Annotated in this window: 20 protein-coding genes; 14 read left to right on the plus strand and 6 right to left on the minus strand. The window is 44.8% G+C overall.

Annotated elements, in window-relative coordinates; all coding sequences use genetic code 11:
• The first annotated feature begins 51 nt into the window (after nt 1-51).
• The 4 genes from J0L83_04170 to J0L83_04185 all read left to right on the plus strand — a co-directional run bounded on the left by J0L83_04170 (nt 52) and on the right by J0L83_04185 (nt 3,676).
• Nucleotides 52-1,680, plus strand: a complete 1,629-nt coding sequence (locus J0L83_04170; protein ID MBN8663742.1) for an acyl-CoA carboxylase subunit beta — start codon at nt 52-54, stop codon at nt 1,678-1,680.
• 71 nt (nt 1,681-1,751) lie between these two features.
• The gene (locus J0L83_04175) at nt 1,752-2,543 is read left to right on the plus strand and encodes a PhzF family phenazine biosynthesis protein (GenBank protein MBN8663743.1); all 792 of its coding nucleotides are present in this window, start codon (nt 1,752-1,754) and stop codon (nt 2,541-2,543) included.
• Nucleotides 2,540-3,007 carry a ribonuclease HI gene (gene rnhA, locus J0L83_04180; protein MBN8663744.1) on the plus strand — a complete coding sequence of 156 codons (468 nt, stop codon included), beginning with the start codon at nt 2,540-2,542 and terminating at the stop codon, nt 3,005-3,007. Before J0L83_04175 ends, rnhA begins: the two co-directional genes overlap by 4 nt.
• A 9-nt stretch (nt 3,008-3,016) precedes the next feature.
• Nucleotides 3,017-3,676 (plus strand): diphthine--ammonia ligase, encoded by a 660-nt coding sequence (locus tag J0L83_04185; GenBank protein ID MBN8663745.1) that lies wholly within the window; start codon nt 3,017-3,019, stop codon nt 3,674-3,676.
• 210 nt (nt 3,677-3,886) lie between these two features.
• On the opposite strand, the gene J0L83_04190 is transcribed toward J0L83_04185, so the two are convergent.
• Both J0L83_04190 and manA read right to left on the minus strand, forming a co-directional pair.
• Nucleotides 3,887-4,453: a hypothetical protein gene (locus J0L83_04190; GenBank protein ID MBN8663746.1), complete on the minus strand. Its 567-nt coding sequence runs from the start codon at nt 4,451-4,453 to the stop codon at nt 3,887-3,889.
• Between the two features lie 73 nt (nt 4,454-4,526).
• Nucleotides 4,527-5,732, minus strand: coding sequence for a mannose-6-phosphate isomerase, class I (gene manA / locus J0L83_04195; GenBank protein ID MBN8663747.1), 1,206 nt, complete (start codon nt 5,730-5,732; stop codon nt 4,527-4,529).
• An 85-nt stretch (nt 5,733-5,817) separates the two neighbouring features.
• On the opposite strand from manA, the gene J0L83_04200 reads away from it, so the two are divergent.
• On the plus strand, nt 5,818-6,174 hold the full coding sequence (locus J0L83_04200) for a YraN family protein (protein MBN8663748.1): 357 nt from the start codon (nt 5,818-5,820) through the stop codon (nt 6,172-6,174).
• A 214-nt stretch (nt 6,175-6,388) separates the two neighbouring features.
• Here the strand turns inward: J0L83_04200 and J0L83_04205 are convergent, their stop codons facing one another.
• Nucleotides 6,389-6,892 (minus strand): YkgJ family cysteine cluster protein, encoded by a 504-nt coding sequence (locus tag J0L83_04205; protein MBN8663749.1) that lies wholly within the window; start codon nt 6,890-6,892, stop codon nt 6,389-6,391.
• 62 nt (nt 6,893-6,954) lie between these two features.
• Here J0L83_04205 and J0L83_04210 point away from each other — a divergent pair, with 62 nt between their 5' ends.
• The 9 genes from J0L83_04210 (at nt 6,955) to J0L83_04250 (ending at nt 13,883) form a co-directional block, all read left to right on the plus strand.
• Nucleotides 6,955-7,857 carry a tyrosine recombinase XerD gene (locus J0L83_04210; protein MBN8663750.1) on the plus strand — a complete coding sequence of 301 codons (903 nt, stop codon included), beginning with the start codon at nt 6,955-6,957 and terminating at the stop codon, nt 7,855-7,857.
• 63 nt (nt 7,858-7,920) lie between these two features.
• Nucleotides 7,921-8,763 carry a DUF2911 domain-containing protein gene (locus J0L83_04215; protein MBN8663751.1) on the plus strand — a complete coding sequence of 281 codons (843 nt, stop codon included), beginning with the start codon at nt 7,921-7,923 and terminating at the stop codon, nt 8,761-8,763.
• A gap of 215 nt (nt 8,764-8,978) precedes the next feature.
• On the plus strand, nt 8,979-9,848 hold the full coding sequence (locus tag J0L83_04220; protein ID MBN8663752.1) for a hypothetical protein: 870 nt from the start codon (nt 8,979-8,981) through the stop codon (nt 9,846-9,848).
• Between the two features lie 59 nt (nt 9,849-9,907).
• Entirely contained in the window at nt 9,908-10,240 is a 333-nt protein-coding gene (locus J0L83_04225) for a tRNA-binding protein (protein MBN8663753.1), read from the plus strand.
• A gap of 1 nt (nt 10,241) precedes the next feature.
• Nucleotides 10,242-10,739: a methylated-DNA--[protein]-cysteine S-methyltransferase gene (locus J0L83_04230; protein MBN8663754.1), complete on the plus strand. Its 498-nt coding sequence runs from the start codon at nt 10,242-10,244 to the stop codon at nt 10,737-10,739.
• 13 nt (nt 10,740-10,752) lie between these two features.
• A complete protein-coding gene (locus tag J0L83_04235) occupies nt 10,753-11,232 on the plus strand; it encodes a DUF4199 domain-containing protein (GenBank protein MBN8663755.1) in 480 nt (159 codons plus the stop codon).
• A gap of 4 nt (nt 11,233-11,236) precedes the next feature.
• Complete coding sequence (locus J0L83_04240; protein MBN8663756.1) at nt 11,237-11,581, plus strand: hypothetical protein; 345 nt, start codon at nt 11,237-11,239, stop codon at nt 11,579-11,581.
• Between the two features lie 87 nt (nt 11,582-11,668).
• Complete coding sequence (locus J0L83_04245; GenBank protein MBN8663757.1) at nt 11,669-13,372, plus strand: S8 family peptidase; 1,704 nt, start codon at nt 11,669-11,671, stop codon at nt 13,370-13,372.
• A 1-nt stretch (nt 13,373) separates the two neighbouring features.
• Entirely contained in the window at nt 13,374-13,883 is a 510-nt protein-coding gene (locus J0L83_04250; protein MBN8663758.1) for a DinB family protein, read from the plus strand.
• On the opposite strand, the gene J0L83_04255 is transcribed toward J0L83_04250, so the two are convergent.
• The 3 genes from J0L83_04255 to J0L83_04265 all read right to left on the minus strand — a co-directional run bounded on the left by J0L83_04255 (nt 13,850) and on the right by J0L83_04265 (nt 17,945).
• Nucleotides 13,850-14,674: a hypothetical protein gene (locus tag J0L83_04255; protein ID MBN8663759.1), complete on the minus strand. Its 825-nt coding sequence runs from the start codon at nt 14,672-14,674 to the stop codon at nt 13,850-13,852. The genes J0L83_04250 and J0L83_04255 overlap by 34 nt on opposite strands.
• 74 nt (nt 14,675-14,748) lie before the next feature.
• A complete protein-coding gene (locus tag J0L83_04260; GenBank protein ID MBN8663760.1) occupies nt 14,749-17,436 on the minus strand; it encodes a 4-alpha-glucanotransferase in 2,688 nt (895 codons plus the stop codon).
• 305 nt (nt 17,437-17,741) lie between these two features.
• Nucleotides 17,742-17,945, minus strand: coding sequence for a hypothetical protein (locus tag J0L83_04265; protein MBN8663761.1), 204 nt, complete (start codon nt 17,943-17,945; stop codon nt 17,742-17,744).
• Nucleotides 17,946-18,120: the final 175 nt, after the last annotated feature.

An 18,120-nucleotide genomic window follows, 5' to 3' on the forward strand; every position in this document is an offset into this window, starting at 1 on the left:
TGGAATTAGTCCACGTTCCTTATTTTCGCCAAACTAACAACTGTTCGCTTTATGAACCTGGAGCAAAATCGTAACGAAGACTGGATGAAACTGGCCCTTAGCCAAACACGTCAATACCTGGAGCAGATTAAACTGGGTGGCGGTAAAAAAGCCATCGACAAACAACACGAGAAAAACAAACTCACACCGCGTGAGCGTATCGCCTACTTAATAGACAAGGATTCCACTTTCACAGAGATTGGTGCTTTTGCCGGTTTCGACATGTACACAGCAGAAGGCGGTTGCCCTGCCGGTGGTACGGTTGCCGGTATTGGTTATGTAAGCGGCAGACAATGTGTGATTGTGGCCAATGATCAAACTGTGAAAGCCGGTGCCTGGTTCCCCATCACAGGTAAGAAAAACCTACGCATGCAAGAGATTGCCATGGAGAACCGCTTACCCATTATCTACCTCGTGGATAGTGCCGGTGTGTTTCTGCCCATGCAGGATGAAATCTTTCCTGATAAAGAACATTTCGGTCGCATCTTCCGCAACAATGCCCGCATGAGTGCTATGGGCATTACACAAATTGCCGCAGTGATGGGCGCTTGTGTTGCAGGTGGTGCTTACCTACCCATCATGAGCGATGAAACCCTGATGGTGGAAGGCAATGGCAGTATTTTCCTCGCAGGTTCTTATTTGGTTAAAGCGGCCATCGGTGAAGACATCGACAATGAGCAACTCGGAGGTGCTGTTACGCATACAGAGATCAGTGGTATCGCAGATTATAAATTTCCTACAGAGCAAGCTTGCTTAGATCATATCAAAAATATCATGAGCAAACTGGGCGACACACCCAAAGCCGGTTTTAATCGTATCGCGCCAGCACCACCCAAAAAGAAAACCGAAGAGCTCTACAGCATCATGTCTGTAAACAATGCCAAGCCCTATGATATGCAAGAGATCATTGAGCGCATTGTAGATGAGAGCAGCTTCGAACAATTCAAACAAGATTATGGCAAAACCATATTGTGTGGTTATGCGCGCATAGAAGGTTGGGCCGTGGGCATTGTAGCCAATCAACGCCTCATCACCAAAAACAAAAAAGGTGAAATGCAAATGGGCGGTGTGATTTATAACGATAGTGCCGACAAAGCTGCCCGCTTTATCATGAACTGCAACCAGAAAAAAATTCCTTTGGTCTTCTTACAAGACGTCACCGGTTTTATGGTGGGCAGTCGCAGTGAACATAGCGGCATCATTAAAGACGGCGCCAAGTTGGTGAATGCTGTAGCCAATTCTGTTGTTCCCAAGATCACCATCATCGTAGGCAATAGTTATGGTGCCGGCAATTATGCTATGTGTGGTAAAGCTTATGATCCACGTTTCATCTATGCATGGCCATCGGCGAAGATTGCCGTGATGGGTGGCGAACAAGCAGCCAAAACATTGTTACAAATTCAGGTAAGTGCCATGAAGGCCAAGGGCAAGGAAGTACCTGCAGAAGAAGAACAAGCATTACTCAATACCATCAAGAGCCGATACGAGACACAGACCACGCCTTATTATGCAGCAGCACGTTTGTGGGTAGATGCCATTATTGATCCGCTGGAAACACGCCGGGTGATTGCAGAAGGTATTGCTGCAGCCAATCATAATCCCGATATGGAATCCTTTAAAACGGGCGTTTTTCAGGTCTAATCACCAGTGGTCATAAATAGCGTTTGCGGTCTGCATTCTTTTGGTTTGTTTTGTTCTTCAATTGATGCAAGATGACAGCAAGGAATTATTATGTGGTTGATGCGTTCACCAACAAATTATATGGTGGTAACCCCGCGGCTGTTTGTCCGCTGGAACAATGGTTGCCCGATGCCACCATGCAGGAAATAGCTGCAGAAAACAACCTGAGTGAAACGGTTTTCTTTGTGCCCGAGGGCGATCATTTCCGCATTCGCTGGTTTACCCCTGCGGTGGAAGTAAAACTCTGCGGTCATGCTACATTGGCTACTGCCCATGTGTTCTACACACAACTGGGTTGGACCAAACCCGAGATTCGTTTTGATTCTTTGAGTGGCATACTTGTGGTAACGAAAACCGATAATGGCTATCAATTGGATTTTCCTGCCAATGCACCTGAAGTGGTAGAACAAGTACCTGCAGGTTTGTTTGAGGGTTTACGCATCAGCGATGCACCGGTGTACAAAACATCTTTCGATTATATGGTGGTGCTGCCCACACAAGCAATGGTGGAAGCATTGAATCCTGATTTCAACACATTGGCACAAGTGCAAGCACGTGGTGTGATTGTAACGGCCAGAGGGAATGATGTGGATTTTGTATCGCGTTGTTTCTATCCGCAGAGCGGCGTGAATGAAGATCCGGTAACAGGTTCTGCGCACACCATCATGATACCTTATTGGGCACAGCAATTGAAGAAAACACGCATGCAAGCCATGCAATTGTCTAAGCGTCGCGGCCACCTAGATGTAGAACTCGTGGGCGATCGTGCCTTGATGCGCGGACAAGCTGTATTGTATGCAAAAGGTGAATATTACAGCGCATGAGTCACCCATTGATCATGTACACCGATGGATCGGCACGTGGTAATCCCGGACCCGGTGGTTATGGCGTTATTTTGATGTGGGGCAACCAAGCCAAGGAATTGTCTGAGGGCTATCGCCTCACCACCAATAACCGCATGGAATTGTTAGCGGTGATCAAAGGCTTGCAAGCATTAACACGCAAGCATATTCCCGTCACCATTTATTCTGATAGTCAGTATGTGGTAAAAGCAGTGCAAGAGAAATGGCTGGATAAATGGATTGCTACCGATTTCAAAGGTGGTAAGAAGAATCGTGATTTGTGGACGGAGTTTTATCATTTGTCGAAGCAGTTTCAATTGCGTTTTGTGTGGGTGAAGGGACATGCAGATAATCCATACAACAATCGTTGCGATGAATTGGCTACGACTGCTGCCGATGGAAAAAATCTATTGGTGGATGAAGGCTATGAAGCCATCGCAGAATAAATTCATTACATGAAAGCATTGGTTAGTTGGAGCGGTGGGAAGGACAGTTGTTTTGCGGCCATGCAAGCAAAAGCGCAAGGCTATGCACCAACCGTATTGCTGAATGTATTGAATGAAGCGGGTAAGATTTCTCGCTCGCATGGAATTCCATCAGCAATATTACAAGCGCAAGCCACTGCAGCAGGTTTACCTATTGAACTCATCAGTAGCAGCTGGCAAGAATATGAGCAACATTTTACGGGTGCCTTAGCGCGATTGAAAGCAGAACACGAATTAAGTCACGCCATCTTTGGCGATATCGATTTACAACCGCACCGCGATTGGGAAGAAAAGGTTTGCGCGAATGCGGGACTCACCGCTGTGTTACCACTCTGGTTACAAGAAAGAAAAGCATTGGTATTACAAATGCTGGATGCAGGCATTGACACGATGATTGTGAGTTGCAATACCACCATGGGTGAACGCTTTTTGGGGCAACGCCTCACTCCTGCTTTAATCGATGAACTGGAAGCTTTGGGTATTGATGCTTGTGGCGAGAACGGCGAGTTTCATACCCTGGTACTCAACTGTCCTTTATTCAGCCAACCCATTGATGTGCAGGTGCGCAACAAAATTCAACACGAACAATACTGGTTTACAGAACTAGAATTAACCCAAGCCTCCGGCTGACGCAAAATGCATTGCATTTTGGTCAGGGTTAACCCCGACAACGCCATGTGATGGCTTTTGTCGGCTCACTAAATTTACGCCCCTAGCCTAACGGCTTTAATAGCCTTTCGTTTGAGCATTTTTTTTGCAGTTGCACTGCAAAAAAAATGGGTTAAAATGAATAACCCCCGCATGTTGCGAGGGTTATTACTGTATACTTCCTTGTCCTTCCTAGGCAATGCGTTTGCTGCCCGCGAACCGAGTAATGAGGTAATAACCACCAAAGAAGATGGCCGAGAAAAATACGGTACCCAGTAAACTGTTCTGGTAAAAAGGCAGTCCATCCTGGTAGCATAGCATGAGGCCTTCAAAAGTCATGGGGCGCTTATAGCCACCATTACCGGCCCATACCATGAAATTAGACACCAGGAAAAATAAAGTAGGTGCAGTTACTGCTGCAGCTGTCACAGATAATGCGTTGTTCTTTCTAATGGCAAATCCCACAACAGTTACTGCTGCAAAGAGCAAGTAATTGCTGATCATACCGGAATAGAAACCGGGGATCATGGAATAGCCCATCTTGTAAGATATCTGGTAAAGAAGGTCTGACAATAACATAGATAACAAGGGCAATGCAAAAGCATATTGCTTGCTACGCGCAAAGAGAAAACCACCAAAGAGGGCTACGGCAATCTGGGGTGCGAAACCATAAGGTCTGCCCGGGAAAACACGATACAGGGCGGTTACCAATACCATGGCCGCCAGAGCCCATATAAAAGAACGATTCAGTTTCATCATTTAATCAGTTACGGAACAAAAATAGGTCTTAAAACCATTCAGCCACATTCTGTTATCCTCATAATGTGGAATTTTAGCCCTGAGGCACAAAAGCCTTGAAAATGGTGCATGCACCCGAGGTTTCAATGGCATATTGCCCACCAGCCAGCACGGCTGCAGCTTCTCCCGTCTTCAGGGTGAGCTCATTATTGATCACACAGCCCCCCTCGGTAACAAACAGAATTTCCAGCGAAGCGGCTGTGGATGTATAGCCTGAACCATTCAATTCCAGTCGGGAAATACCAAAATCCGGAACGGGACAAGGATAGACGATCTCGCCATTTTTGAGGTCGTTGCCCTTCATCACATTGGGCACTACTGGTTCGCAGGAAGTGTGCTTCATCAGTTCGGGCACATCGATATGCTTGGGGGTGAGTCCGCCGCGGAGCACATTATCGCTATTCGCCATGAGCTCCATATTCTGTCCTTCCAGATAAGCATGTGGAATACCTGCACTTTGGAAGATAGCACTACCCTTTTCAATGAAGACGATATTGAAGAAATAGATAGAGAATACACCACGATCGATATCAGTGATCTCTGTTTGACCATCAAATAGCTTGCTCACCCACCAGCCTGGCATGGAGCGATCCAGTTCGCCATCCTGCTTGCGGCGCAGTTCACGTTTCACGAGTGGCAGCAGCATATTGTTGATATCGGCCTGAGCCATTTCCATCACAAAGCGATACAGGGCTTGTGCGCCTTCGCGGCGATAGAGTCCGATGAGGATATTGAACTCTGGTACATCTTCTAAAATCTTGTTGAGCGATTCAGCAGAGCGGAAACCATGCAGCAACCAGAAATCGCTCAGGGCAACCATGACTTCGGGCTTGTGGTTGCGGTCTTTGTAATTACGATGAGGTGCAGAGATGGGAATGCCAGCCGCTTCTTCTGCATCAAAACCTTTTTCTGCTTCTGCTTTGGTAGGATGCACTTGAATGCTCAGCATGTCTTTTACATCCAGTACTTTGAAGAGATAAGGTAGTTCGCCAAAGCGATCGAATACTTGTTGATTGATGGTATTGGCAGGATCTTCTTTGACGAGTTGATTCAAGTTGATTTCACCTTCTTGATCCAACAGCACGGAAGAAGCCGAGGGATGGGCACCCATCCAGTATTCAGCGCAAGGCTGATTGTTTGCATTATCGATGCCTAAGAGTTGAGGAATGAAAGTTTGTCCGCCCCATGCATAGTGTTGCACTTTTCCTTTGAGTCGGTAGATTTTTTTGTTTGTGGCCATACACTTGGTTTTTCAAGATAGCTGTATTGTTTATGATTCAGTTGCAGCAATGCTTTGCAGGCATTAATTTACTTGGTAAAAAGCCATGCAGTCTAATAAAGATAAGGGCAAACAGGGAGAAGACCTCGCTGCGCAATATCTTTTAGATAAAGCTTATCACATACTGGAAAGAAACTGGCGCTATCGCCATGCGGAAGTAGACTTGATTGCCAGCAAAGCCAACCGATTACATTTTGTGGAAGTGAAGACCCGATACAGTGTGCGCTATGGTATGCCTGAGGAAAGTTTCAACCGGGACAAGATGCGCTCGCTTAAACTGGCAGCAGAAGCTTATCAATTAGCACATCCCGAATGGAAATATTTGCAGTTCGATATTGTATCCATCATCATGCTCAATGATGCAGTGCAGGAAATTCGTTTGTTTGAGGATGTGTATTTCTAGTGAATGGTTGGTGTCTCCACCAACCATATTTTCGGTGCCAATTTCGTTTGCTAAAATTTCGGTTGGTCGGGAGACCAACCGATAAAAGAGATTCAACAATCTCAACAACCAAATACAAGACCGCAGGGTCTACGCCTATGGCGCAAGACCCTGCGGGGACAAAGAAATATATTATTTTGTCCCCCTCTCCTTTGGAGAGGGGTAAGGGGTGAGGTCAGTTCTCTAATTGATCCATCATCTTCTCCACCATGCGGTAAGTGGCAGGACAATATTCCACGTTCTGCTGATGTACATGGATATACTCCACCATTTTCTTTTTCTTCAAATGTGGAAAGCCAGCGCAATCAGCCGGACGCACTTCGTAAATGCTGCAGTAATGTGTCTTTGGATCGAGGAACTGACAAGGCTGTGATTTATTCATCCAGTCGCCATCCTTCTCATCAAAATACAGCCACTTATCAATGAACTGCTGAGAGGTCATGTCCAGAAATTCAGCTATACGCTTGATATCGGCTTTGGTGTAGGTTGGGCTCATCGTCTTGCAGCAGTTGGCACAGCTTAAGCAATCCACTTCCTGCCATACTTCTGCATCTATTTTTTCAGCCAGTTTATCCAAACCCTTGGGTGGTCTGCGTTCAATCTTTGTAAGAAAACGTTTGAATGCTTTTTTGTTGTGTCTTACTTTCTGCTTGAAGGAACGTAGGTTGACGAGCTGCATGATGAATTGTTGTATGTTTATAGCGGCAGCGAATTTAGTTGAATTCGATTATACCTGAACAGATGTGGGAAGCTTATAAAAAAGGATTCAAAGCATGGTTGCAACTGGAGAAGTCGCTCAGTGATCATTCAGTGGAAGCGTATATCCGCGATGTGGAGAAGCTCACCATGTATTTGCAAGCAAACAATGACCTCAAAACACCCGATGCCGTTACACTCAAAGACTTGCAGGGTTTGTTGCAGTTCATCACCCAATTGGGTATTGGCGCTACATCGCAGGCACGCATGATTTCTGGACTGAGGGCATTCTATAAGTATTGCCTCTTAGAACAAATCTGCACCATCGACCCTACTGCCCTGCTGGATGCACCCAAAACCAAACGTAGTCTACCTGATACCCTCAGCTTTGAAGAGATCGAACAAATCATTGGTGAGATAGACTTGAGCACACCAGATGGTGGCCGAAACAAAGCCATTCTGGAAACCATGTATAGCTGTGGCTTACGCGTAAGCGAAGTGATTACCCTCAAGCTCTCCTGCTTGTACCTGGATATTGGCTTTATCCGTGTGATTGGAAAGGGTGATAAGGAAAGACTGGTACCCATTGGCTCAGATGCCACCAAATACATCAAACTCTATCGCGAAAACATTCGTGTGCATCAACCCTTGCAGCCGGGTTTTGAAGACATACTCTTTCTCAACAAATTCGGCCGTGGTCTATCCCGTGTGATGATCTTCTACATCATCAAAGACCTGGCGAAGAAAGCAGGTATTACCAAGACCATATCCCCGCACACATTCCGCCATTCCTTTGCCACGCACTTGGTTGAAGGCGGAGCAGATCTAAGAGCCGTGCAGGAAATGCTGGGCCATGAAAGCATTACCACAACGGAGATCTATACCCATCTGGACCGTGATTACCTGCGCAGCACCCTACAGCAATACCACCCCTCCTTCAAACAATAACCGCTTATCAGGGTTATCTTTTTGCCTCAGGGAATTCCCTTAGGTTTGCACCTCAAACAAAAAATGCTTGTTATGAAGAAATGGATCGCGCTGTCTGCTATTGTAGCAGCAACCAGCCTGCAGGCCCAGGTAAAAATGCCTCAACCATCTACCACACAAACCATCAGTCAAGAGTTTGGTCTGGGTAAAATAGAACTCAATTATTCAAGGCCAGGCCTGAAAGGTCGTGCTGCTTTTGGCGATAACAGCCTGCTGGCTCCCTTGGGTCAGGTATGGCGTACCGGCGCCAACGGTGCTACTACCATCACTTTCACAGATGAAGTAGTGATCAATCAAGTAACCATCAAAGCTGGTAAATACGGCTTGCTGAGCATCCCTGGTAAGAAAGAATGGACACTCATTATCAGCAAGGATGTTAATGTAAACCAGCCTTCTATGTACAAGCAGGAAAATGATGTGGTTCGTGTAACCGCCCCTGCCATGAGTATGAAGGACCGAGTAGAAACATTCACCATGCAGTTTGCCAATGTGCAAAATGAAAGCTGTGAATTGCACCTGATGTGGGATAAGACAGCTGTAAGCCTGCCCATCCAAACATTCATTAAAGCACGCATTGCTGCTGATATGGAAAAAGCATTGGCCGGTGATAAGCCACCTTATTTTGCCGCTGCTACTTTCTACAACGAGTGGATGAAAGACAATGAAAAAGCATTGGCGAATATTACCAAAGCCATTGAAGGCAATAAAACTGCTTTCTGGTTGTATTTAGCCAAAGCACGTATCCAGCGCGATATGGGCGACAAGGTTGGCGCCAAAACCAGTGCTGAAGAGTGTATCAAGATTGCTACCGAAGCCAAGAACGATGATTATGTACGTATGGCCAAGGACCTGATCAGCAAACTGTAATCGCTCTCAATACAATACAAGAATCCCCGCAGTCCGATAATTCGTGATGCGGGGATTTTTTATGCCCAACGAAAACGCTGCACAAAGATTGCGTAGCTAAAAAGTAATATTTCCACAAAGCTGGAATAACTTATTGCTTTTCATTCATCATAAAAATGCGTAGTTTGATGTTATTAGAAGGGTAACTCATACAGGGCAACCCTAAACATCCGCCCATGCAGGAAAACAATGAAATAAGTGCACTCTTTCGCCTGATAGACGACCCAGATGATACCGTCTATGACACCGTATCACAGAAGATTGTCAGCTATGGCAGCGTTATTATCCCCAATCTGGAACATCTCTGGGAAACATCAGTGAGTGAGGAAGTACAGGAAAGAATAGAGATGCTGATCCATCGCCTGCATTATACAGACCTAACCCGCGACTTTACTGAATGGCGGGATTCAGGACACCACGATCTCTTGTTTGGCGCTTTACTCGTAGCCAAATTCCAATACCCTGATCTGCACACAACCCCTGCCCTGCAGGAAATTGAAAAGATTCGCCGCAATGTATGGCTGGAGCTAAATAGCTTCCTAACACCACTGGAACAAGCCAATGTACTCAGCAGCATCATCTTCAGCTATTACCGTCTCAAAGGCGTGGAAATGGCCTATACCAATGTGGATGATTACATGGTGCATAAAGTATTGGAAAGTAAAAAAGGCAATGCCTTATCCAATGGCATTATTTACCAGGTGATGTGCGATTTGCTTGATATCAATGCCCGCATCATCAATATTCCCAAGCAATGTGTGATTGCATTCTTCCATTCTGATTATGATGGCGAACACATGGGGCATCCACAAGAGAAAATTCATTTCTATGTGGATGGTGCAACGGGACAGGCTTTCTCACACAACGATATCGAGAATTATTTCAAAAGGATCAATGTGCCTCCGGTTGCAGCTTATTTCAGACCGCAATCGCATAAGCGCACCATACAGATATTATTGGAACAAACGGCCAAATGCTTTGACCTGCCTGCAAATGAATACAAACAAAAAGAACTGATGCAGCTGGCCGATTTGCTGGATGAGTAGTTCATCAAATAATTCGCTACACAGCAACACAACTGCAAGCTTTGCCTTAATTTCATGGCATGAGCATCAGCTGGCAGGACTTCGAAAAGATTGATGTGCGTTCAGGTACCATCATTGCTGTGGAAGATTTTCCTGCAGCAAAAAAGCCCGCTTATCAACTCACCATTGATTTTGGCCCCCTGGGTATCAAACGTTCCTCTGCTCAAATCACCCATCATTACGAGAAAGAAAACCTGATTGGTAAAACCATTGTGGCTGTGGTGAATTTTCCGGTAAAGCAGATTGCCAATTTTTTCAGCGAATGTTTGGTGTTGGGTGTATACGATACAGAAGGACAAGTCGTTTTATTACAACCCGAAAGGCCAGTGGCCAACGGACAAAAAATTGGTTGATATGACTGAACTGCATTACACCTATTATGAGAGTCCCATTGGTCTGCTGAAGATTGGTGGTACCGATCATTATATTGGCGAAGTCAGTTTCATCGATAACCAGGAGCAATTGGTGCATGGCGAACCAGGTATTACTGAACTCATGCATGAATGCACCGAACAGTTGATTGAATATTTTCACGGTAAACGCAGACATTTTGATATTCCCGTACATCAGGATGGCACAGAGTTTCAGCGACGCGTATGGAGTGAGTTATTAGAGATTCCTTTTGGCAAGACCATCAGCTATATGGATATGGCCAAGCGATTGGGTGATCCTAAAGTGATTCGTGCAGCGGCAACGACTAACGGCAAGAATAAGATTGGCATTATTGTGCCCTGTCATCGGGTAATTGGCAGTGATAAAAGCTTGACAGGTTATGCGGGTGGATTGTGGCGTAAGAAATGGCTCTTACAGCATGAGTTCAAAGTGGCACACGGTGTGCAAACACTTTTCTAAAATCAACTGCTATATGAAATCGATTAACATTGAAATCAAATGGGCTTTTCTGTTTGCATTAATGACACTACTGTGGATGTTGTTAGAGCGTGTTAGTGGTTTACATAGTACATTGATTGCCCAACATGCTATTTATACCAACCTGATAGCCATACCAGCAATTACCTTATACGTATTTGCATTAAAGGAAAAGAAAAAAACAGCCTACAACGGCCAGATGAGTTTTCAACAAGGTCTGATTAGCGGGCTTATTCTAACAGCAATGATTACTGCGCTAACGCCGCTTACACAAACCATCACCAGCAAGTTCATCACGCCTGATTTTTTCACCAACGCCAGCAATTATGCAGTGCAAACAAAGCAATTGACTGCTGAAGCTGCAGCACAATATTTTAACCTACAGAGTTATATCATACAAGGTCTTATCGGCGCCCCGGTCATGGGCATTATTACCACCTTGATAGTGGCTTTTTTTGTTAAATCAAAAAAGTAAACTGATGAAAGAAAACAGTAAACTGGAAATCACGCTCTTAGTGCTGGCCATTGCAGGCATGATTGCTAAGCTTGCCACAGACGATCCTGTATTTAAACAATTTGGTGGTTTAGCCCTTTATGGGTTGACTAGCATCGCAGCCATCAGTAAAGCCTACCGTTTCCGGCATCTGCCAGCCACAAAGGGGCAAAAAATGACCATTGGTGCGGGTATAATGCTGATGATCGCATCTGTAGTAGGTGAAGCCATAGATCCCAATAAATTGTATAATGCGCTCTGGCTCCTTGGCATTATTGCTACTGGAACAACCGCCAGTAATCAGTTTAGAGCCCATAAAAGCACAACTTAATAAGCTTAACAAATTCATAAAATAAGCCTGCCAGCTTGGGGCTTCGGGCTTTTATCGGCAAATTTGTAAGGATTGAACTCTACACGCATGAGATTTAGCCGTATGGTACTGGGCATGCTGGTAATACCTGTGTGCCAAACATTATTTGCCCAAACGCCTATCCCACTCGCCTGGCATCTGCTGGACCCATCAACAGATTCTGTTTACGGCATTAGTCTGAATAAAGCCTATCAATACCTGCAGCAAAAAAAGAAACATCCAAAGTCGATTGTTGTAGCCGTACTCGATTCAGGTATTGACACTTTGCACGAAGACCTGAAGCCTGTTTTATGGCGTAATCCCAAAGAGATACCCGGCAATGGCATAGATGATGATAAGAACGGCTATATCGACGATGTGTTTGGCTGGAATTTTATCGGGGGTAAAGATGGCAGTAATATCGGCAGCTGCTCAGATGAACGCAGCAGGGTCTATCATCGTTTCAAAACACAATTCGGCAAGGAGCCACTTGATAGTAGTACTTGGCAGGATACAGACAGACGCAACTATCTGTTATGGTCACGTGCGGCAAAAGAAATGAAAGCCACACAAGAAGAACAAGTTGAACTGTATTTCATTGAAGCAACAAGTAAGGCTTTAAGGCGCCATGAGAAAGTGCTGAAAGAAGAAATGAAGTGTGAAGAGTTTGATTGTAATCAACTCGAAAAATTTGAACCAGCCACACGTCAGGGAAAAGAATCCAAACTGGCCTATTTAACTGGCTTACGTTTATTACAAATAGACAGTGAAGAAACCAATACCAGGTTATTCAGTGAACTGGATGAGTTTATACAGGGCAAGAAAAAATCCATTGAAGCCATCAATAAACCACCAACAGATTACCGCCTTACCATTACCAAAGACAATTACTTCGATTTCAGTGATCGTTTCTATGGTAATAACGACGTGATGGGCCCAAGCCCTATGCACGGCACCCATGTTAGTGGCATTATTGCTGCAGCAAGAAACAATGGCAAAGGCATAGATGGTGTTGCAGACAATGTACAGCTGATGATGGTGCGCGTTGTGCCTGATGGTGATGAATATGATAAGGATGTGGCGCTGGCAATTCGTTATGCGGTAGATAATGGTGCAAAAGTGATCAATATGAGCTTCGGCAAATCTTACTCACCGGAGAAACACTGGGTAGATGATGCTTTGCGTTATGCCGAAGAAAAAGACGTATTGGTGATACATGCAGCAGGCAACGAATCCTGGGATGTGGATGTGCGTGAAAATTTCCCTAATCCAATTTTATTGAACTCAGAGAAAAAACTGAATAATTTCCTGACCGTTGGTGCCAATGGCGATCCACGTGTAAGCGGTTTATTAGCGGCTGAATTCAGTAATTACGGACAAAACAATGTGGATTTATTTGCCCCGGGTGTAAAGATTTATTCTACCCTTCCGGGTGGTAATAAGTATGGCAAAGAGAACGGTACGAGTATGTCGGCACCAGTAGTAAGTGGTGTGGCTGCTTTGATCCGCACATATTTTCCTGAACTCAGTGCACAAGAAGTAAAACAGGTTTTATTGCAATCTGTATTTACTCCAGACAGTGCAGTAACTACCGTAAAACCAGGCAGCGCAGATAAAGTAAGCTTCTCTATTTTGAGTAAGACTGGTGGCATCATCAATGCCGGTAATGCTGTTTTGCTGGCAGAACAAACTTTAGCAGGTAGAAAAACGCAGCAGCAAAAAAATATGGTGGTGAATCAAGCCCCTGCACGTAGCAAAACAAGCAAACATTAATATGGCCAGACCCACAGCAGGTGAATACGGCAGTTTTTACCAGACATATATCAACTATACCCAGGCCGACTCAATTCATGCGCTGATTCATCAGCATGCAGCCCATATTCTTCAAAGCATTCAGGCCATCCCTGCAGAAAAAGCAGACTATGCTTATGCACCGGGTAAGTGGACCATTAAGCAGATGCTGCAACACATGTTAGATACAGAGAGAATTTTTGTGTACCGACTAATCTGGATTGCACGCGGAGATAAAAGACCATTGATGGGTTTTGATGAAAACGCATTCGCCGATGCAGCACCTGCAACACACAGAAGTCTGACTGATTTGGTGAATGAGTTTACCCATCTCAGAAATAGTACAGATGTATTAATGCAAAGTTTACAGGATACAGATTTGCAACAAATCAGCGAAGCAAGCGGCTACCCTATTTCCGTGAATGCTTTATGCTATATCATCTACGGACATAACCTGCATCATCTTCGCATCTTATCAGAAAGATACTTGTAAGGTAACCCCGCCCCCTCATCCGTAATTGCACGATGGTATACAGGATGTGCAAACACTTCTGTGTAATGCATGGGTTTTCCATCAACATATATGGTTTGATAAACCAGCCTAATGCCATGACTATAATCTACATACCAATTCACATGGCCCGTGTACAAGGGTTGAATGGGTTGAGCGTTTAATTGATGCCAACCATAAATCGCTACGCGGTTCGGTTTACTTGTGTTGCGTAAGCGATCTGTTATCACTACATCTTTTTTAATGCCCGCTATCAAGCCTTTACGCTGCTTTCTTTGTCCTTCAATGATCAAGTGGTGTTGCCACATGGTAATGGTGCTGTCGCGATGAATATACATGGGTACAGGCGCCAGCTTTACCTTGGCTGCTGTATAAATGGCATCTACCATTTTGGCTGTTGGCAGAAAACAATTCCATTGATCAGCGAGTATCGTTGCTGTCATGGGTGTTAATGGAATACGCGCCCAATCATCATTCGTACCAATACTCAAATAATCAGGTGTTACAAAATAGGTGATTCGATGCTGCTTACCTAAGCTGTCTAGGATAGACACATGAACGGGTAAAAGCTTTTGTATAAATCCGGGTACTGAACCTGACTGCAAGAACTGCAAAGCCATTGAATCGCGCAATTGCCACTGTATGGTTTTAGCGAGCTCATAGAACGCTGAACCGGAAACTTGTGCAGCACTAACAGGTAAAGCCAATTTCACCTGTCTTGGTGTACGACAGGCAAAGAGTGCTATAATAAAGAGTAAAACAATAAAGCGCATATGTCAAGATAAAAAAATCCCCGCAGTCCTATTCTTCGGGATGCGGGGATTCATCAATTTATCTGATTACGCAATTATCTGCCACTGGCTTTGATATAGCCGGAGAACTCATCATTAAATGCTTTCTCCTGCATCAGTTCTTCCACACTCAGGTGCATGCGGTAACGCCAGTAATGTTTGGGATTCGCTGGCACATTGATACGCTCCTCATTCGGGTCTTGTCTGCGCAAAGCATCACTCATACCCAAAATATCCTGTAATTGGAAAATGCTCCACATAGCTGGTGAATACAGGTGTTGTATCACGATAGCTTTGTTGATCCAGCCCTCACAATAGTAAGGTGCTTCGCCCCATTGCCCCAGCTCTTTGTTATAGAATTCCTGTGTTCTGCTGCGGTCTTCTTCCCACCAACCACGAATAGTGCTCATATCATGTGTAGAAGGTGTAACCACACTCAGGTAAGGTGCATCATTGGGATGGAAGAAAGTACGCTTCGGATCTTTCGGCATGCGCTGAATTTCCAAACTCAATAAGCCCAGATCACGCATTACATCAGGGACGCATGCAGGCACCAGACCAAGGTCTTCGCCGCAGATCAGCATATTGGTCACACGCTTCAATGCAGGTAATTTCTGTAAAGCCTGTTGCTGCCAGAATCCATCCTGACGGCGGAAGAAATAATCAACATACAAATCCTTCAGCTGGTTCTTCACGCTATCATCCAGATAACGGAAAGACAAAGTGCCTTCCATTCCAAAACGGAAATGGAATTGCTGCCCTTTGCCATTGCTGGCTTCAAACAACAACACATTACTGATCAGGTCGAACAAACCTTGCTTGATCTTGGCATTGACATCGTTTTGCTCAAGTCCTGCAAAGTGGTTCTCCACCATACGCTGTGTAGCATATTCAGGTTTGAGGCTGTACTGACCAAAGCCGTTATAATCGAGGTATTGCTTGGCGGTTTCATTATCATACCCAAATACATCCCACAAAACCTGATCGTTGATGAATGGTTGTGTATATCGGTGATGATCAAAATAAATACCTCTGCTATTAAACTCATTGATGTGCACAGGCAGTGCTGGCACAAAATGACCCATAATGCCTTCTACTGCATGCATAGGAATACTCCAGATGCGGAAGAAACCAAGGATATGGTCAATACGGAAGGCATCGAAGTAGTAACGCATTTGTTCAAAGCGCTGCTTCCACCAGGCGAAGCCATCCTCTTGCATCTTGGCCCAGTTATAAGTTGGGAAGCCCCAGTTTTGTCCCTTCACTGCAAAATCATCCGGAGGTGCACCGGCCTGGTATTCCATGTGGTAGAGTTCTGGCTGTTGCCATGCATCTACACTGTATCGATAAATACCGATGGGAATATCTCCTTTTAGGATGATACCGTTTTCATGAGCATAAGCCACTGCCTGCTGTAATTGCAGGTGCAAGTGATACTGTATGAAGAAATGAATTGCAATAGCATCATAAGCTGCAGAAGTTTCTGCGGCTAATGCTTCAATATCTTCGAGATTGAAATGTCTGTACGCAGGCCATTGGTTGAAATCGCAAGTGCCGTATTCATCGCGCAGGTAACAGAAAGCTGCATAGGGCAATAACCAATGTTTGTTTTGTGCATAGTATGCTGTAAAGTCTTCGCTGTTGAGCACAGCTTTTTCTGCTGCGAAGATCTTCTTCACAAAATCCAGCTTTGCTTGCATCACTGCTTCATAATCCACTGTATCCAGTGCATTCAGTGCTGTTTTTTGTGCTGCCAGTTTATCCAGTGCTTTCTGGTGTTTTTTGCCTGCTACTTGCTCCAGATTTAGATAAATTGGATGCAAGGCAAAAGCAGAGATGGCGGCATAAGGATAAGAATCCATCCAGGTATGTGTAGCCGTAGTATCATTGACAGGCAGAATCTGCACCAGTTTCAAACCAACTCTTTTGGCCCAATCCACCAAAGCAGGGATATCGGCAAACTCACCTACACCAAAACCTTTCGCTGTTCTGATACTGAAAACTGGAATGGCCATACCTGCCCCACGCCAGCTGGTATTGGGTAATACAGCAAACCCATCGTTGAGAATGGTTTGTTTGTCTTTGGCAACTGCATCAAACAATACACGGTTATTGCCATCTTCGAAACGGATGAATTTACCAGTAGCTGTTTCAGCAACACCATATTTATATGCTATGGGAAATTGCGCTTTGCTCAGGTTGAGTGTAACAGACCAATGTCCGTTTACAGAACCCGGCTCCATCAGCAGAGGTTTCGCAGTATCCCAATCATTGAGTAATGCATCGCTACCAAGAATGCACAATGATTCATGTGCCTGCAGTAGTGGTGCTTTTACGTGAAAGGTATGTGTTACGCTCTTCTTAGCAGCCTGCTTTACCGCTTTACGCTGGTGCAGCAAAACACGCTCAAAAGGTTCTGTATAAAATGCGTTTTCAAAATAGCCTGCATAATTCCAGGCATCCATAATCAACAAATCCTTGGCGGATACCGCACTGGGATGAATGGTTTTATCTCTACCCCAATCTGTGGTATAGGAACCATCTGCCGATTTCAATACATAGTTATAGGTAATTGCAGGTGATGCTGCATCCAACTCCAATTCTGCATACCAGCTCTCCTCATTGAAAAACTTCATGGGCAAAGCCTGATCCGGATTGCCCATCCCCAATTGTGGATGATTTCCGGTAATAAATAAGGTCTGACCAAAACTGGTGCGGTACCTCAGCTGAAAACGAACCCTCAGTAGTGCTTTAGCTGCACTGGGTGTTTTTACAGTTTTGGTTGTTTTAGCAGGGGTTTTGGCAGTTTGTCCGTTGCTTGCAGGCAGTGCTACGGGCTTATTGGTAGCACGTACAGTTCTGCCCTTGCCGGCGGGCTTTTTAGCCGTTGGCAAATCGTTAGAGCGCTTTTCAGTGGCCAAGGTCAACAGTTTAGATAAGCTAAAATACGATATAATGTGTAAAAAACACACATTGCTGGTATCCTGAAAAACAAAATCCCGCTTACCTTAACCGGCAAGCGGGATTCTACCCTTAGTAAGGGGTTCACTTAGTTCATGTTCCAGCGGCTGTATGCAGCTGTGGCACCTTTCATGTTGCGCTGAATCTTCCAAAGGTCAGCAGCACCAAATACGGGTGTCTTTGTGTTGTCCAGCAGTTCTTTTGCGGCAACAGTTTCTTTTACTTCATGCACCAGTTCATCTAATACATCTTTTTCCATGCTAATCATCGCATGCGTCATTTCAGATTTCATAACTATCCTGTTTTTATATTTTATACTGTTTAATTCAACAGCAATCAGCTCGTTAGCAGTCTAGCGGCAGTGCGCTTTCAGTGGGGGCTTACTGAATTGGGGTGCAAAATTACGCCGTTACAACTGAGCAGAAAAGGATTAAAATAAAAAGTATTGTTAATATGAAGGCGAATAC

It is taken from the genome of Chitinophagales bacterium (assembly GCA_017303835.1).
Lineage (GTDB): Bacteria > Bacteroidota > Bacteroidia > Chitinophagales > Chitinophagaceae > JAFLBI01.

Bases quoted from the DNA above. Each gene is read 5' to 3' on its own strand.
- J0L83_04170 (MBN8663742.1), top strand. From the start codon at position 52: ATGAACCTGGAGCAAAATCGTAACGAAGACTGGATGAAACTGGCCCTT.
- J0L83_04175 (MBN8663743.1), top strand. From the start codon at position 1,752: ATGACAGCAAGGAATTATTATGTGGTTGATGCGTTCACCAACAAATTA.
- rnhA (MBN8663744.1), top strand. From the start codon at position 2,540: ATGAGTCACCCATTGATCATGTACACCGATGGATCGGCACGTGGTAAT.
- J0L83_04185 (MBN8663745.1), top strand. From the start codon at position 3,017: ATGAAAGCATTGGTTAGTTGGAGCGGTGGGAAGGACAGTTGTTTTGCG.
- J0L83_04190 (MBN8663746.1), bottom strand. From the start codon at position 4,453: ATGATGAAACTGAATCGTTCTTTTATATGGGCTCTGGCGGCCATGGTA.
- manA (MBN8663747.1), bottom strand. From the start codon at position 5,732: ATGGCCACAAACAAAAAAATCTACCGACTCAAAGGAAAAGTGCAACAC.
- J0L83_04200 (MBN8663748.1), top strand. From the start codon at position 5,818: ATGCAGTCTAATAAAGATAAGGGCAAACAGGGAGAAGACCTCGCTGCG.
- J0L83_04205 (MBN8663749.1), bottom strand. From the start codon at position 6,892: ATGCAGCTCGTCAACCTACGTTCCTTCAAGCAGAAAGTAAGACACAAC.
- J0L83_04210 (MBN8663750.1), top strand. From the start codon at position 6,955: ATGTGGGAAGCTTATAAAAAAGGATTCAAAGCATGGTTGCAACTGGAG.
- J0L83_04215 (MBN8663751.1), top strand. From the start codon at position 7,921: ATGCTTGTTATGAAGAAATGGATCGCGCTGTCTGCTATTGTAGCAGCA.
- J0L83_04220 (MBN8663752.1), top strand. From the start codon at position 8,979: ATGCAGGAAAACAATGAAATAAGTGCACTCTTTCGCCTGATAGACGAC.
- J0L83_04225 (MBN8663753.1), top strand. From the start codon at position 9,908: ATGAGCATCAGCTGGCAGGACTTCGAAAAGATTGATGTGCGTTCAGGT.
- J0L83_04230 (MBN8663754.1), top strand. From the start codon at position 10,242: ATGACTGAACTGCATTACACCTATTATGAGAGTCCCATTGGTCTGCTG.
- J0L83_04235 (MBN8663755.1), top strand. From the start codon at position 10,753: ATGAAATCGATTAACATTGAAATCAAATGGGCTTTTCTGTTTGCATTA.
- J0L83_04240 (MBN8663756.1), top strand. From the start codon at position 11,237: ATGAAAGAAAACAGTAAACTGGAAATCACGCTCTTAGTGCTGGCCATT.
- J0L83_04245 (MBN8663757.1), top strand. From the start codon at position 11,669: ATGAGATTTAGCCGTATGGTACTGGGCATGCTGGTAATACCTGTGTGC.
- J0L83_04250 (MBN8663758.1), top strand. From the start codon at position 13,374: ATGGCCAGACCCACAGCAGGTGAATACGGCAGTTTTTACCAGACATAT.
- J0L83_04255 (MBN8663759.1), bottom strand. From the start codon at position 14,674: ATGCGCTTTATTGTTTTACTCTTTATTATAGCACTCTTTGCCTGTCGT.
- J0L83_04265 (MBN8663761.1), bottom strand. From the start codon at position 17,945: ATGAAATCTGAAATGACGCATGCGATGATTAGCATGGAAAAAGATGTA.